This is a genomic window from Neobacillus sp. NPDC093182 (assembly GCF_044754045.1).
The window spans coordinates 179940-193792 of record NZ_JBIVOI010000005.1 but is presented as its reverse complement, the minus strand read 5'-3'; the positions used below and the strand labels follow the sequence as shown (position 1 = coordinate 193792).

18 protein-coding genes are annotated in these 13853 nt (G+C 38.4%); 7 read left to right on the top strand and 11 right to left on the bottom strand.

The window, feature by feature from the left end:
* Positions 1–54: 54 nt before the first annotated feature.
* Positions 55–546: an NUDIX hydrolase gene (locus tag ACIQAA_RS11685; RefSeq protein ID WP_402619214.1), complete on the bottom strand. Its 492-nt coding sequence runs from the start codon at positions 544–546 to the stop codon at positions 55–57.
* An 81-nt stretch (positions 547–627) separates the two neighbouring features.
* Positions 628–1845, bottom strand: coding sequence for an NAD(P)/FAD-dependent oxidoreductase (locus ACIQAA_RS11680; RefSeq protein WP_402619211.1), 1218 nt, complete (start codon positions 1843–1845; stop codon positions 628–630).
* 348 nt (positions 1846–2193) lie between these two features.
* Between ACIQAA_RS11680 and ACIQAA_RS11675 the strand changes: the two genes are divergently transcribed.
* Complete coding sequence (locus ACIQAA_RS11675) at positions 2194–3192, top strand: NAD(P)/FAD-dependent oxidoreductase (RefSeq protein ID WP_335528932.1); 999 nt, start codon at positions 2194–2196, stop codon at positions 3190–3192.
* A gap of 38 nt (positions 3193–3230) precedes the next feature.
* Here ACIQAA_RS11675 and ACIQAA_RS11670 read toward each other — a convergent pair whose 3' ends face one another.
* Positions 3231–3596 (bottom strand): HesB/IscA family protein, encoded by a 366-nt coding sequence (locus ACIQAA_RS11670; protein ID WP_402619207.1) that lies wholly within the window; start codon positions 3594–3596, stop codon positions 3231–3233.
* A 145-nt stretch (positions 3597–3741) separates the two neighbouring features.
* Positions 3742–3981: a YuzB family protein gene (locus tag ACIQAA_RS11665; protein WP_402619204.1), complete on the bottom strand. Its 240-nt coding sequence runs from the start codon at positions 3979–3981 to the stop codon at positions 3742–3744.
* 212 nt (positions 3982–4193) lie between these two features.
* Here ACIQAA_RS11665 and ACIQAA_RS11660 point away from each other — a divergent pair, with 212 nt between their 5' ends.
* Positions 4194–5261 carry an NAD(P)/FAD-dependent oxidoreductase gene (locus ACIQAA_RS11660; protein WP_402619202.1) on the top strand — a complete coding sequence of 356 codons (1068 nt, stop codon included), beginning with the start codon at positions 4194–4196 and terminating at the stop codon, positions 5259–5261.
* Positions 5262–5621: 360 nt separating this feature from the next.
* Here the strand turns inward: ACIQAA_RS11660 and ACIQAA_RS11655 are convergent, their stop codons facing one another.
* Positions 5622–5957, bottom strand: a complete 336-nt coding sequence (locus ACIQAA_RS11655) for a YuzD family protein (RefSeq protein WP_402619200.1) — start codon at positions 5955–5957, stop codon at positions 5622–5624.
* Between the two features lie 149 nt (positions 5958–6106).
* Here ACIQAA_RS11655 and ACIQAA_RS11650 point away from each other — a divergent pair, with 149 nt between their 5' ends.
* Positions 6107–6349: a NifU family protein gene (locus ACIQAA_RS11650; RefSeq protein ID WP_034674824.1), complete on the top strand. Its 243-nt coding sequence runs from the start codon at positions 6107–6109 to the stop codon at positions 6347–6349.
* Between the two features lie 44 nt (positions 6350–6393).
* Here the strand turns inward: ACIQAA_RS11650 and yutH are convergent, their stop codons facing one another.
* Positions 6394–7404, bottom strand: a complete 1011-nt coding sequence (yutH, locus tag ACIQAA_RS11645; protein WP_402619197.1) for a spore coat putative kinase YutH — start codon at positions 7402–7404, stop codon at positions 6394–6396.
* A 209-nt stretch (positions 7405–7613) separates the two neighbouring features.
* Between yutH and ACIQAA_RS11640 the strand changes: the two genes are divergently transcribed.
* The gene (locus ACIQAA_RS11640; RefSeq protein WP_402619194.1) at positions 7614–8114 is read left to right on the top strand and encodes a phosphatidylglycerophosphatase A family protein; all 501 of its coding nucleotides are present in this window, start codon (positions 7614–7616) and stop codon (positions 8112–8114) included.
* A gap of 152 nt (positions 8115–8266) precedes the next feature.
* Here ACIQAA_RS11640 and ACIQAA_RS11635 read toward each other — a convergent pair whose 3' ends face one another.
* The 3 genes from ACIQAA_RS11635 to ACIQAA_RS11625 all read right to left on the bottom strand — a co-directional run bounded on the left by ACIQAA_RS11635 (position 8267) and on the right by ACIQAA_RS11625 (position 10845).
* On the bottom strand, positions 8267–9031 hold the full coding sequence (locus tag ACIQAA_RS11635) for a TIGR01457 family HAD-type hydrolase (protein WP_402619191.1): 765 nt from the start codon (positions 9029–9031) through the stop codon (positions 8267–8269).
* A gap of 65 nt (positions 9032–9096) precedes the next feature.
* Entirely contained in the window at positions 9097–9531 is a 435-nt protein-coding gene (locus tag ACIQAA_RS11630) for a DUF86 domain-containing protein (RefSeq protein ID WP_402619187.1), read from the bottom strand.
* Positions 9532–9558: 27 nt separating this feature from the next.
* Positions 9559–10845, bottom strand: a complete 1287-nt coding sequence (locus tag ACIQAA_RS11625) for an EAL domain-containing protein (protein WP_402619185.1) — start codon at positions 10843–10845, stop codon at positions 9559–9561.
* Positions 10846–11045: 200 nt separating this feature from the next.
* On the opposite strand from ACIQAA_RS11625, the gene ACIQAA_RS11620 reads away from it, so the two are divergent.
* Together ACIQAA_RS11620 and ACIQAA_RS11615 are read left to right on the top strand one after the other, a co-directional pair.
* Entirely contained in the window at positions 11046–11312 is a 267-nt protein-coding gene (locus ACIQAA_RS11620; RefSeq protein WP_402619183.1) for a DUF3055 domain-containing protein, read from the top strand.
* Between the two features lie 47 nt (positions 11313–11359).
* Entirely contained in the window at positions 11360–11644 is a 285-nt protein-coding gene (locus tag ACIQAA_RS11615; protein WP_402619181.1) for a cytosolic protein, read from the top strand.
* A 77-nt stretch (positions 11645–11721) separates the two neighbouring features.
* Here ACIQAA_RS11615 and ACIQAA_RS11610 read toward each other — a convergent pair whose 3' ends face one another.
* Positions 11722–11997, bottom strand: a complete 276-nt coding sequence (locus ACIQAA_RS11610; RefSeq protein WP_283862024.1) for a YutD family protein — start codon at positions 11995–11997, stop codon at positions 11722–11724.
* Between the two features lie 113 nt (positions 11998–12110).
* On the opposite strand from ACIQAA_RS11610, the gene ACIQAA_RS11605 reads away from it, so the two are divergent.
* Positions 12111–12746, top strand: coding sequence for a YhcN/YlaJ family sporulation lipoprotein (locus tag ACIQAA_RS11605; RefSeq protein ID WP_402619178.1), 636 nt, complete (start codon positions 12111–12113; stop codon positions 12744–12746).
* Between the two features lie 46 nt (positions 12747–12792).
* Here the strand turns inward: ACIQAA_RS11605 and lipA are convergent, their stop codons facing one another.
* Positions 12793–13728, bottom strand: a complete 936-nt coding sequence (gene lipA, locus ACIQAA_RS11600; protein WP_402619544.1) for a lipoyl synthase — start codon at positions 13726–13728, stop codon at positions 12793–12795.
* Between the last annotated feature and the right edge of the window lie 125 nt (positions 13729–13853).

Here is a 13853-nt window from a genome sequence, read left to right as displayed (position 1 = left end):
GATACATCATAAGTTTTCTTTCATTTTCTAAGTGTTACTTAAATTATCAAAAAATTAAAAAAATAATTTATAAGCACTATATTTAAACTGATCCCCAGGGTTTAGTCCATCGTATCCTGGCTTGGTTATAGTGAGATTTTGGTTGATAAGGTAATGCAGCATAATCGAGGCCTCTTTTTCTTGAAGAAGATCTTCAGGTGCAATAAACCTTGCCTCATACAGTTCATTTTCCTGATGTTGGATTTTCCCTTCATCTAATGGTTCGAGTAAAAAGACGAGCATATTATCACTAATTTCTTCTGAAATGACCCCTGTTCTCAGCCCTATCAATCCTTTAACAACGCAATCTATACCGGTTTCTTCCTTTACCTCCCTAACTACTGCTTCATCTGCCGTTTCACCCTCGTCTACAAATCCTGCAGGAAGTGACCACTTTCCCTTTAGACCGCCGTAACGCTTTTTAACAACCAGCCAATGCCCTTGAGAAGATTTGACTAACCCGCCCACTGCTAACCAAACCTTTCCTCGTTTCGCTTTATTACTCATTATAAACCCCCTCACCCTGCCTACTTATGTATATAGTATCAAAAAAAGGACAGATTTCTCTGTCCTTTTTCAAATTCCTATTTAGAAAACATTAAATTTACCCTTTTTTAATACAAGCCCAGCGCCGCCAATCATGTAAAGAGAACGATTATCGACTACTTTTTTCATAAAGGACGCCTTAGCACCAGTTACTTTTTTGCCAAACACAACTCCAATGGCATCGTCATGACCAAGTGAACAAACTGTTCCTTTATTATCAAACGTAAAGGTTTCAAGATCCTGTTTGTTTCGTACCAATGCAGCTATGTTACGAGCAACTACTTCACCCTGCTGCATAGCAATTTGTGCAGTTGGAGGATATGGGCGGTTGATTTCTTCATTGATAACAAGTGAGCTGTCACCGATTATAAACACATCATCAAATCCTGGTACACGAAGGTCAGGCTGAACTTTCACACGACCTCTCATTGCTTCAAAACCTGATTTTTCGATGATTGAATTCCCACGTACACCAGCAGCCCACACGACCGTTTCTGCTTTAATTTCACGTGGTTCTTCCTCACCTTTTGCTACTATGATTCCATCAGGTGTACATTCTTTAATCGCAGTTCCAATTAAGAATTCTACTCCTTTACGCTCTAATTGTGATACAGCGTAGTTAACTAGCTCAGGATCAAACCCTGGCAAAACGGTTGGTGCTGCTTCTACACAAAGAATTTTTACTTTGTGAAAATCTACATCATATTCGTGACAAAGCTCAGGGACTCGGTTGGTTAATTCACCTAAGAATTCAATACCGGTAAAGCCTGCTCCGCCAACAACAATAACCAAACGATTATCATTCTTTTCTTCTTCCATACTATAAGTGGCAAATTGATACTCAATATGCTCACGTAATTGACGTGAAGAGTTTACATTGGTAATTCCAAAGGCATATTCCTTTAATCCCTTAATTCCAAAGGTTTCAGGTTCTCCACCAAGAGCAATAACTAGATAGTCATACTCTACTTCGCCCTTTTCTAAAATTACCTTTTTCTCTTCTTTCTTGATTTCTACAACTGTGTCCTGTACAAAATCAACCTTACTTCTATCAATTACATCGCGAATGTCATAACGTACACGGTCATGATGAAGTGTACCTGCAGAAGCCTCATGCAGCCATGTCGTTTCATAATGGTAATCATTTTTATTAATTAACACGATATCAGCTTCATTTACACCAACAAGCTTTTGCAACCTTACAGTTGTCATAAGCCCGCCATACCCCGCACCAACAATAACAATTTTAGGCTTTTTCAAAGTGATCACTACCACCCTTTTATAATTTTGAGTAATATACTTGTTCTTATCTTCCTCAGCATGTTACATTTTTATTTTGTTTAGAGGAAAAAAGTTTGTGATATAATTCACGTATAGCGACACGAAAGATTCCTTTTTTTGTCACACAAAATTAACATCTATCCTCAATACATATTATGCTAAACTCTTCACATTATCAAGTGGTTTATATGATTATTTTTATAAAAAATAGTTTGAGTTTTCCTTGATTAACTACTCTGAATATTCCCCAAAAGTTGTGAGGATTTTCTGTTTTTGTGATATTATAAGGAATGGAGTCTGTTACTACATAAGTTAGGGGGATACAGAGTGCAAGAAGATCAAAAAGTTTATGATATTACCATTATCGGGGGCGGTCCTACCGGTCTATTTACAGCCTTTTATGGCGGAATGAGACAAGCTTCCGTAAAAATTATTGAAAGCTTACCACAATTAGGTGGTCAATTATCAGCACTATACCCGGAAAAATATATTTACGATGTTGCAGGGTTTCCAAAAGTCCGTGCACAAGAACTAATTAATAACCTAAAGGAGCAAATGGCGAAGTTTGAACCAGCTGTTGCTTTAGAGCAATCTGTCGAGAAATTGGAAAAACAAGAGGATGGTACTTTCAAATTAACAACTAATTCGGAAGTTCACTATTCAAAAACAGTCATTATTACAGCAGGTAATGGTGCATTCCAGCCACGCCGTTTAGAGCTTGAAAGTGCTGCACAATATGAGCGGAAAAATCTTCACTACTTTATTGACGACCTTAACAAGTTTGCAGGTCAAAAAGTTGTCGTCTTTGGCGGCGGCGATTCAGCTGTGGACTGGGCATTAATGTTAGAACCGATTGCGAAGGAAGTTACGATCGTTCACCGGAGAGATAAATTCAGAGCACACGAGCATAGTGTTGAAAACTTGCATAACTCAAAAGTGATCGTTAAAACTCCTTTTGTACCAGCTGAATTAATTGGGGATGACAGCGGCATCAAGCAAGTTGTCCTTACTGGGGTGAATGGAGATGGCAAGGAAGCGATTGATGTTGATGCTGTTATTTGTAACTATGGTTTCGTTTCCTCTCTAGGTCCAATCAAAGAATGGGGCTTAGCAATCGAGAAGAATTCTATTGTCGTGAATTCTAAAATGGAAACAACTGTACCAGGAATCTATGCTGCTGGAGATATTTGTACCTATGAAGGGAAAGTAAAATTGATTGCCTGTGGATTTGGTGAAGCGCCAACGGCTGTTAACAACGCAAAAGCATTTATCGATCCAAAAGCAAAAATTCAGCCTCTTCACAGTTCATCTATGTTTGGAAAGTAAAAGCAAAAGGCGCCGTTTACGGCGCCTTTTCTTTTTTATTAACATTCTTCTGGTGTACCTGCTGCTGTTGCCGTTTTGAAGGATGAGCCGCAGCCGCAAGACGCGATTGCATTAGGATTATCAATCGTAAATCCGCCGCCCATCATCGATTGCTTATAATCAATTTTTGTACCATTTAATATAGGGGCGTCCTCTTTGGCCACTAGAATTTGAATTCCATGCTGAGCAAAATGAAGATCGTCTTTCTTCACTTCATGGTCAAACCCCATACCGTATGATAAACCACTACAGCCGCCGCCCTTAACACTAACGCGTAATAGCGCACCTTCTTCTTCATTATGTTTCATCATTTCTTGTATATGAAGAGCCGCAGCTTCCGTTAAAATTACAACATCATTACTCATTCATTACTTCCTCCTTTATTTGAGGTCTTTCTTATAGTATATACACTGTTTCAACATGACTCAACTAATACGTTTCTTATGAGTATTATATGATTAGAATAAAATAAGGAAGCAATTTACGCTTCCCCAGTTGTGCTGCACTATATTAAAACATTGGATTGTCATCTAAGTATTGGTAAATGTTTTCCACAAGTTCATCAGGTGTTTTGCCAGTTACAACTTCACCATTTACAAGTGCAAAAAGGGTGGAAGCACATTTCCCGCAATACCCAAGACATCCATATTCAATGATATCAAGATTCGGGTCTTTTTCTAACATTTCCAGGGCTTTTTGGGCACCACTGGCTAGATTACTCATACAAAATTCAATAATTGGCATTAACATGGCTATCACCTCTCCACAACACAATATCCTACTATTTTTCTTTAGCCACGTCAAATACCATGTTTCATGTCTAAATGTCAATAAAATTGTCATATGTGTTGTTATTTTGTCATAATTCAGCTATACTTTTAATGGATTTAAAGACTATATTACTATCATTTTTAACTTAAAATATAGACATAATTACTGGTTTACAAAAGGGGATATAAAAAATGAAAAACCTTGTAATTCTCGGTGGCGGATACGGTGGAATGAAGATTTTGAGTGAACTTCTTCCAAACGATTTACCTGAGGATGTAAGAATTACACTTGTTGACCGCGTTCCGTACCATTGCTTGAAAACTGAATACTATGCCTTAGCGGCAGGAACTGTTTCGGATAAGGAACTGCGAGTATCCTTTCCAGAGCATCCTCAATTAGAAATTAAATATGGAGAAGTTATAGGAATTGAAAAAGATAATAAAAAAGTCCTCCTTAAAGATTCGGAGCCGATTTCCTATGACGACTTAGTTATCGGTCTCGGCTGTGAAGATAAGTATCATGGAGTCCCTGGCGCTGATCAATACACCTACAGCATTCAAAGCATTGAAAAATCCCGTAAGACGTACTCAGTACTAAACAATTTAGGACCTGGGTCAGTGGTAGGCATCGTAGGTGCTGGTCTGAGTGGTGTGGAGCTTGCCAGTGAATTAAGCGAAAGCCGCGGGGACCTAAAAATTAAGCTATTTGACCGTGGTAAACACATTCTACCTGCCTTTCCTGATCGTTTAAGTAAATATGTTGAAAATTGGTTTCATAAAAATAATGTTGAGATTATCAACAACTCTAATATTACAAAAGTGGAAGAAAATTTACTTTATAATCACGATAAGCCGATCCCGTGTGATGTGATTGTTTGGACTGCTGGTATCCAGGCGAATAAGGTTGTTCGTGAATTAGGGGAAGAAATGGACCGCTCAGGAAGGCTCATCATTACACCTCGTCATCATTTACCAAATGATGAGCATGTTTTTATATTAGGAGATTGTGCAAGCCTTCCACATGCCCCAAGCGCTCAATTAGCAGAGGGTCAGGCAGAACAAATTGTAGAAGTGTTGAAAAAGCGCTGGAATGGCGAGGAGCCTCCAGTTCAATTCCCAACTATTAAGTTAAAAGGTGTTCTTGGTTCTCTTGGTAAGAAACATGGTTTTGGGATGATGGCGGACAGAGCCATTACCGGACGTGTTGCCCGCTTACTAAAATCCGGGGTCCTTTGGCTCTATAAGTACCATAACGGGTGATTTTCAAGAGGATATAATTCAGACAGTGCATTTTGCACTGTTTTTTGTTTAGTCCAGAGAAGTGGTCCCATGAGGAGGCTATGGTTACCATATTTCATATTTTAATGAAAATTGGTAACCATGAAGGGTCCGTGATAACCGTATTTCAATTTTTTTATTAAAGTGGTCACTATGAAGGGTCCATGATGACCGTATTTCCATTTTTTCATAAAAAGTGGTCACCATGATGGGTTCATGATGACCGTGTTTCGATTTATTCTTAATAATTGGTAACCATCACCTTTATGAATGACCGTCCGTCCTTCTTTTTACAGTCTTCGGGCTCTCATCGCATTTAAGCCAAATCGCATTCAATTATGTTTATTCTGAGACAACGGCTTTGTAACCGTATTTCTCCAGCTCATTAAATATTGTTTTTAATCTTGGATTGCCTTCCCCGACAATTTTATCTTTAATCACAACAACGGGATAAAACAAATCTTCTTCAATAACTCTTTTCGCAAAAGCTTCTTTTTCACTTTCTTGGGGTGGTTGATAAATATCAACATACATCATCTTGAATGGCTGATCAGGGAACTTTCTTGAAATAGCAGCCTCAAGCCATTCGAATGTTTCCTTTGAGGAGGGTAAATTAACACAGCTCGGACATAATTGTTCTGCACCATAAAGGATAATTTCAACTGTCGTATTTGTCATTCCATCAATCCTGCCTTTTTCTTTTATTTTACAACATTTAAACTATTAAACATAAACATATGGTTGTAAATGTGCGAATTCCCATTTCATGAGAATGGATTTTTCCCTTCAATGACATTATAATATAAGGTAGGAAGGAGACGATAAATATGGCAGAACAAGTACAAGAAATGTTTGAGCAGGTTCAGGAAGTATTAGATAAATTGCGTCCATTTCTTCTTCGCGATGGAGGAGATTGTGAATTAGTTGATGTTGAGGATGGTATTGTAAAACTTCGTTTACTAGGTGCATGCGGTAGCTGCCCGAGCTCAACAATTACCCTAAAAGCAGGAATCGAAAGAGCACTATTAGAAGAAGTTCCTGGCGTAGTCGAAGTAGAACAAGTATTTTAATTAAGATAAAAAGCGATTGCTTCAATGAGCAATCGCTTTTTTTATTACCTCATCAGCAGCCAGTCTAATTGAGGTATTTTTAATGGTTTTAACGGGGCACCTACAGTATGAAAAAAATGGCCCAAAAAACGCTCATACTCTGTTGATTGCTTTAACATCTTACTTAACTGTTCTTCCAAAAGCTTCTTTTCCTGCTCAGACCGAGTTATATAGTAATTTTCAATACACTCAAAGTAATGAAGCGGAAATAATAAACGAGAAAATAATAACCGCCATGAAAAAGAGGTTAAGGGGGCAATACTTTGATAATCGACGAAAAACTGCCTCACATCATTCTGGTAAGTTTGTGTGTTTCGGAAGTATCGCTCTCTCGTCCATTCTGCAAGGTCACGGCTGCCATGATCAAAAACCCAGTCGAATGGGTCCTTAATGTAATAGTTAGCTCCCCAAGAGTCATTTGAAAAACGTTCGTGACACACCGTTCCGCTATCCGATTCTTTCGGCTCATCATCAAGCTCGGTATCCACTAAGTATTGGATGGCATTTTCGGTTAAACCAATATAGTATGGAAAAGAATCAATAAACATCCTTTCAAAATCATCGTCAGGTGTTTGGAACAAAAGATCACTCCATACCTTTTCAATTTGATCAAGTCGCTTCTCCCATAATTGCTTCCATTGTCCAATTCTGCTTGTTCTTTCAATTTTGAATGGGACTGTTCTCCCCCGCTCATGAAATTTAGCTAACTTTCTCCCTAGTTTCACTTTCGCGTGTTTTTCTGTTTGCCGATTTGCCAGAACACAATATTGGTGATTTTCCCAGGATGTAATAAATCCGCCCTCAATAGATTGTAGAAATGCTGGCACATGAGAATCCCCATTATTCCTCAAATGTTCTGCTATTCTCTCTAATTCATTGATATCCTCTGCTTCCCTTCCATCAGATTTCGCAACCAAATAAAGCCATCCATTTCCTCTCAGGGCATCGTAGGAGTCTAGTTTTACGTATTCATTGACTTGTATTCCAAATTTATTTTCAAGTAATTTTTGAAGCACCCTTCCACCTCTTCTCTTTTCTACTCTTATGTCATATATATGTAGTAGCCCAAAAAACTTGTTGTCTTCTTACGTAATAAAAGTATAAGAAAAACGTTATAGGAGAAATCTGTAAGGAGGGTGATGGTTTATTCGTTCCTTTTCAAAATACGGTGCATATGTTAAAAAACAAGAATAGTGAAAAATTCCAAGGAAAAGGTGATAAATGGATGGCAGAAGATAAAAAAATGGATTTAACAGAAGAAACGGCACGAAGATGGATTAAAGAAAGAGGCGTTGATATTCAGGATATCGCGGATTTAGTCTATTTCTTGCAGGAAAAATACCATGAGAACCTAAAAATGGAAGACTGTATTGCGAATGTAGAACGCGTCATATCAAAACGTGAGGTTCAAAATGCCATCATAACAGGAATTCAACTGGATATGTTAGCCGAGAAAAACATGCTGGAAGAACCGATCCAATCCATTATTAAAACAGATGAAAGCCTTTATGGTGTCGATGAGATTCTAGCACTATCCATCGTGAATGTGTACGGGTCCATTGGCTTTACGAATTATGGCTATATCGATAAGCAAAAGCCTGGAATATTAGCCCGTTTAAATGATAAATCAACAGGAGAATGCCATACATTTTTAGACGACATTGTCGGTGCAATCGCAGCTGCAGCCTCAAGCCGACTTGCTCACCGAGCAGCACATGTGGAATAGAAAAGCGGAAGCGCCTTGTCCAGGGGCGACAGGCTTAAGACGAGCCGGCGGGAAGGTTGTTCTTTAACCTTCCTGACGGATTGGCTTATGACCCCGAGCCCCCTAGGCGCTGAAGCTAGACAATTCTCAAAGTCGAAAATTACATCCTTTTCTTACGGCTCCCATTGATCCAATGAATCTATGGCATATGTAGGTTTTCGGTCATATCCTGCAAGTAATTCCTTCGTTGTGACACCCGTGTGAACTAACAAGGTATCAAGCCCTGCATTCATCCCCGCTAAAATATCGGTATCATAATAATCGCCCACCATGAGTGTCTCTTCTTTAGTAGCGCCCAACACCTTTAACGCCTGCTCCATAATGATCGACTCAGGCTTTCCAATAAAAGTCGGCTTGGTTTGTGTTGAAACGGCAATCACAGAGGTAAGCGAACCATTTCCAGGGACTAAGCCTCTTTCCGTGGGTATCGCTATGTCTCCGTTTGTAGAGATAAAGGAAGCGCCATTACGGACAGCCAGGCATGCTACTGCTAATTTTTCATAGCTAATCTCGCGGTCAATACCGATGACAACATATTCTGCATTCTCCGTGGCAAATGTGAATTTCTTTTCCTCCATAGCCATACGAAGACCTTCCTCACCTATTACATAAACGGACGCATCTTGCTTTTGACTATAGATATAATTAGCTGTTGCCTGGCTTGTTGTAAAAACAAGGTCCTCATGAGCAGGAATATCAAAATCTAATAGCTTTTGAGCTACTTGGGCTGGTGTCCGTGATGAATTATTAGTTACGAATAAATATGGAATACTCTTTTCCTTTAATTTTTTCACAAAAACTCCTGCTGCTTCAATTTTTTCCGAACCTTTATACATCGTTCCATCAAGATCAATTAAATAACCTTTATACTTTTTCATGTAATCACCCCTATATGTATCATATCCGATAAATAAAAAGAACCGCAAAAGCGGTTAGTAAATTCTTAAATAAATGCAGATACAGGACCCAGTTCATTCTCAAGATAGTCTCGCACATTCTTAGGGAATAAAGCTAACTCGTTAAGAAGACTGGAGAACTGATATTCAAGGTCATTATGATCAATTTCCGTATACAACTGGACGAGAACCTTACGATAATGGACGAGTGTTTTTAAGCTTTTACCCGTTTCCTCTGTAATAACCTTTTCATCGATTAAAATCTCAATGATATCTTCGTAACTCCCAGGGTCCCTCATAATAAACCCATCTATCATTGCGTTACCCACATCTAACACTGATTCAATCATTAAATGCGTAATCCGTTCTAATGCTGCTTTTTCTATCGGTGTGGACCATTGGTCCTGATTAGAAAATAGACTGATTTGCTTTTCTAGAAACACCAATGTGGTCTCCAACTTTTCGCGGTCTACAAAATACATTTCATCCACTTCCTCTTTCATAATCACTTATGTTGCAATTTCATCAAAAAACATCGCTGGACGGGCATAAAAATTACCCTGTGCCAAGTCAACATTATTTCTCGTTAATACGGATGCCTCTTCTTGGTTTTCAATACCTTCAGCCACCACTAAAGATCCTGCCTCTTTTGCAACAAGAAGCAATCCCTTTAACATAGACTCCTTAACAGAGTTTTTATCTATATTTTCTATCACGGAACGATCTATTTTTATTATGTCGGGCATAAGTTCACTAATGGTATTTAAGCTTGCATAACCCGCTCCTGTATCGTCAACAGCAATCTTAAAACCCATTAAGCGCAATACATTAATATTAAACGCAAAATTCTTCAATCCCTCAATGGAATCCCGTTCTGTGACCTCAAAAGTAATTTGTTTCGGGGATATTCCCCTATATTTCTGAAGCAGTTTTTTCAAATCACTTGTAAATCTAATATTCCCTAAAGTTAAAGGGGTGCAATTAACAAATATATCTTGATGGCAGCGGGACGCTTTTACTTGCTGGAGCATTTTTTCCATTACAATCATTTCTAATTCGTACAAACGTCCTGTTTGTCTAGCAACTGAAAAAAGCTGTAAAGGAGCTTCTAGAACGGTCCCTTTAGGTCCACGAGTAAGCAGTTCCCATGCCCGTATCTCACTTGTGGCAACATCGATAATAGGCTGCGCAAACAAAGTAATATTCTTTTTGGTAATAATTTTATTAATCGCCAAGATCATTTCATTAATCTCTAGCTGCTCCCGCTTTTCTGCCATACCAATTGCCTGTCTATGTGCTTTAAATATAGATTCTTGGATAGAATAATCATATTTATCCACAAACATATACCCAACCTCAAAAGTTGGATACACAGAAGAATACAGTTTCATGTAGCTATTCGATACCTCGTCTGTTAATTTTTTCAACAGGATATCAATATTTGAAATAGAATGTCTATCGTGGTCAACGGTAATTAATAGCGTAATTCCTTCCCCATAATAATCATTAAGAGTAATTAACTCCTTTGGGTTAACGGTCTGTTCGACGGCGTTTTGAAAAAGTTTCTTTATGTTTTTCAACAATTTAGAATGCTGGCGGGCGTCTGCTTGTTCTATTAAATCATGTAGGTTACTTAATTTAAAAACAATTACCACTACCTCATGCCCTGCCTCAAAAGCGTTCGTTACCCCTTCCAATAAAGGATTACGCAAGTTAAATTGAGGAGGGTAATACCGCATGGACGAAAGAGGTAAAATAATCTTTCCCCATTGCATTACACTCTTAACTTTTTTCATGTAACGACAGTCCACGGAATCCATCCCTCTCAAAAACAACATACGACAATAATAAGTCTATTGTAACACAATTTGACAAAATCCGTTTTTTCTTTCAGTAAATTTTTAGCAATTTTCTATTAACGCCAAATATTCCCCCATTTCCTGATTATTTGGTAATATAAAAAGGATCCAATAAATTAATTAAAGGAGCACATTACATGAAAGAACGTTTTTTCTTATATGATGATACAGAGGATACAAAGACACGATTTGTAAGTTTTGTTGGTGACAACCAGCGCTTTGATTTGGCGATTGTTAAAACAGATCGTCATTATGGAAAGAGTCTTGTACTCGATTTACAAGGGAATCGTTTTGCGATTATCGGTGAGGATGACTTGAAAGAGGAAGGGTATATAGAATACGCTTTCCAATTGAATGAAGAGGACGCCGAAGAGTTACGTTCCTTTTTATTAGAATTAATTTAATTTTTTATCACTCCTTACTACATAATAAAAACAAAAGGAGTGATAGTATGGCGGAAAAAGAATCAAGAAGTTATTTTGATCTGTCTAATGTTGAAAAACGGAAGAACTTTCTGACCGCAGAGGAATTTCCAGATGGCCCATTTGGATCTCCAATTCGTAAAGATGAACCTGTTCAAAATAAAAGTACTCCATGGCAGGAAGGGCAGCGTTATTATAGCAACTTTAATTATGAGAATAAGACCTTTCATCAGGATATTCCTCGTCAAATGGAAGGGGCTCACCCGACACATGACGACCCAAATAAAGAGGAACAACCTCCTTATACGCATTAAAGCCTCAGCACGTTAACCAGCGCTGAAGCTTGCAGATACCATAATAAAGGCTTGCCATTTTGGCCAGCCCTTTTTTATTACTTTTTGACTTTTTTCAAGACAAAATAAGCACAGCCAAAATTACAGTATTCATATAAATATTCACTTAATGTACTGATTTTGGTATCAAAAGTAGCTTTTTGATTCTGATCTTCAAAAAAGCCTTTAAGCCGGAGTTGTCCATATCCCCAATCCCCGACAATATAATCATATCTGGATAATATATCACTGTATCTCGCCTTTAGAGCCTCCTCATTAAAGGCATCTCTATGTTCCTGCACGATTTCATACGTGGCGCCGTTTATATTGATCATGTTATCACCTCAAATTTACCAGTCAATCTTTCTTTCATTATAACCGATTCACCATCAATTACTAAGAAAAAAAATCAGTTATTTGGCTATTCTATAAAAAGGAGGTGCTTAAAGTGAAAAAATGGCCGATAATGATTGTTTTTTGTTTACTCCTAACAGCAGCAGGCTGCGCAAGGGATATGGCAAATCGTGACGTTTATAAAGAAAATGGAGATACCATAAATGTCAATAACAAACGTGAAGAGCTTTATAATGAAGGCGGCAGCCAGGGTGTTCGAAATGTAAGTGATGATTATGGCTTTGTCCGTCATCAAAAAAGCCCGATTCAAGGTGACAGGGGTGGAACTCAACACTACGCAGCGATAGACCGTGAACAAGTGGCTAATATTATTAGTCAGTTAAGCACAGATATTCCGAATGTTGATGATGTTGCCACTCTTGTGACCGACCAGGAAGTTCTCGTTTCCTATGATACAGATTCAAAAGACCGTAACCGGACCGCAGACCAAGTAAAGAGAACGGCTATGTCTGTGGTCCCTAGATACTATCATGTATATGTTTCAGACAATACAAAATTAATGCGCGATGTAGAAAATTTGGCAAATCTGGATTCCACTAGTCACAATGCCAGAAATTTAGTGAATGGTTTAATTACACAAATGAAGAAATCGCCGCAAGGAAATCGCATAAGCGATAACGAAGACGAAAACGGTGCTACCGCAGATGATAATATGAATACAACCCGCTAACAAAAAGAGTTCAGCCCAAGCGGACTGAACTCTTTTACTATTTAGACTAAGCTTCTTTGGCTTCTGTTTCACCAAGCAATTGTTTGTGTTTGGCAGCAGCATTCACTTGTTCATCTGCATGGTAGGATGAACGGACTAATGGACCTGCTTCACAATGACTAAAACCTTTTGTGAGGGCAATTTCGCGTAATTCAGCGAATTCCTCAGGGCGATAATATTTTTCAACCTTCAGATGGCTTTTTGACGGTTGTAAATATTGTCCAATCGTCATAATATCCACATGATTTGCTCTAAGGTCATCCATGACCTCAATAATTTCTTCTTTTGTTTCGCCCAGTCCAACCATTAAGCTGGATTTAGTTGGGATAGTTGGCTGCATTTCTTTTGCTCTACGTAAAAATTCTAATGAACGGTCATACTTTGCACGTGCTCTAACTCTTGGTGTTAGTCGTCTTACCGTTTCAATATTATGATTCAGAATGTCAGGTTTTGCATCCATCAATAAGGCTAGGTTTTCTTCTTTCCCGCCCATATCTGAAGGAAGAACTTCAATGCTTGTAAAAGGATTTTTTCTTCTAATCGCTCTAACGGTTTCAGCAAAAACAGCTGCACCGCCATCTTTTAAATCATCCCTCGCCACTGCAGTGACCACAACATGTTTTAAGTTCATTAATTGAACAGAGTCTGCCACGCGTTCTGGTTCAGCCAAATCTAATTCTGTTGGCAATCCTGTTTTAACGGCACAGAAACGGCAGGCACGTGTACATGTATCACCAAGGATCATGAAGGTAGCCGTTCTTCTCTCAGCCCAGCATTCATGAATATTAGGGCAGCGCGCTTCTTCACAAACCGTATGTAGATTTTTCTCGCGCATCATTTTTTTTAATCCTGTATAATGTTCATTCGTATTTAATTTTATTTTCAACCATTCCGGTTTTCTTAGGTATTCACTATTCCTGCTCACTTTTCCACCCCTATAAATGAGTTTGCTCCTTGTCACTTTACCATACTTTTTGTCACTACAACAAGCAGACAACTTCGTAAGCTCTATTTCCAATTATTGTCCATAATGAAATTGCCTAGAAATCATAAACTAAAAGCGTACAA